The sequence below is a fragment of the Propionivibrio dicarboxylicus genome, from assembly GCF_900099695.1.
In the GTDB taxonomy this organism is placed as follows: Bacteria; Pseudomonadota; Gammaproteobacteria; order Burkholderiales; family Rhodocyclaceae; genus Propionivibrio; species Propionivibrio dicarboxylicus.
The window spans coordinates 1-1,471 of sequence record NZ_FNCY01000043.1 but is presented as its reverse complement, the minus strand read 5'-3'; the positions used below and the strand labels follow the sequence as shown (position 1 = coordinate 1,471).

Annotated in this window: 1 protein-coding gene; it reads right to left on the bottom strand. The window is 56.9% G+C overall.

Translation table 11 applies throughout. The features are described 5' to 3' along the window. Positions 1-1,154 (bottom strand): SLC13 family permease (locus BLR25_RS20805; protein WP_176786016.1); only part of this gene is annotated, 1,154 nt, incomplete at its 3' end. Positions 1,155-1,471 lie beyond the last annotated feature (317 nt).

The following is a 1,471-nucleotide window of genomic DNA, read 5'->3' as shown; positions in this document are numbered from 1 at the left end:
GCGATCTGCTCAGTCGAAATACCGAGTTGATTGCCGACCGGCGCGACGATGGCGGCGATGCCGAAGTAAAAGGCATCCTGCGGCAGGAAACAGATCGCCGGCGCAGCCAATAACGCGTAGATCGGCGCCATATGCACGCCAAGCGATTGCGGCAATACCGAGAGAATGCTGTTCGCCACCGCGGTGGACATACCACTATTCCCGAGGATGCCGGTAAATGCGGCAGCCGCAAAGGTCGCCAGCGAAGGGACCAGCACATCCGAGGCACAATTGCGAACGAGTTCCATTTGAACATCAGTATCATAATTAACGGTCAAGGCGATAGCAGAACCGATCATGAACAGGACACCACCATGGCCGAGGTCAACGACCAACCCGCCGACAACCAAGGCCGTCAGGGCCAGGTTGAAGAAAAAGTAGCGCGGACGCTTGAAGTCGGGCTCGAAATTCTTCACCGATGCAATCATTTCCTCGATGTGCTCGGGCGTCACATTGGCCGAATGCGCCGGATCGTAGTTCAAACGCCTCCGCTCCTTCAAGCCAAGCCAGTAGGCGACGCCAATGACATAGGCCCACGCCACCAGCATACCCGGCAGAATCAGACGGAACAGCGTCGACATATCGACACCGAGCGCCGTCGCATTGGCCACAAGCGGCCCACCCCAGGGCAACTGGTTGAAGATGCCGACCGGCAACGTGATCAGCACCGCGAGATACGACAGCTTCATTTCCATGCGCTTGAACAAGGTCAGAAAGGCCGCCGTGCAAACGACAATAGTCGTCGTCGTGTCGCCGTCGAGCGTAACCATGCTCGCCACCATGATCGTGGCCAGGCAGACCTTGAGCGGATCGCCCTTGGCAAGCCGGATGAAGAAGATACAGAGCGGATCGAACAACCCAGCCTTGAGCATGATGCCAAAATACAGGATGGCGAACAGGATCAGCGCCAGCCCCGACATGACACCCATTCGCACCTTATGCGTTACGGCGTTCTGACTGAAAAAGAGTCCCTTCTTCACCCAGTCGAAAATCAACACCGGATCCTTGCCGGTGATCAGGCAGGCAGCGATACCGAAGACGATCGGTACCAGAATCAGCGCCGTAAACACCGTCAGTTTTCGCAGCGTCAACAACACCAGAAACGCTACGATCATTCCATATGCCAACAACGTAATCATCGATTTCCCCTTGGCAACACTGTTTGAATGCGCGAAAAGCAGGCTGAGCACGTCCCGGCCGGCGGCGTAAAGCCGCTTGCCCAGGAAGCTCTCTGACTGAATGCCCGTCGCGCCAAGAATCGCGAACGCCGTTTATTGTTTTTCTCGACGCTCGCCCCGACCGCCCCGAAACTTTCCGGCGCGGTGCTCTGGCGAAACTACTTGATGAAGCCGACCTGCTGATGGATCCTGGCGACGATCGACGCCTTCTTGGCGTTGAACTCGGCCTTGTTCTTCTCGATCAGGTTGTTGCC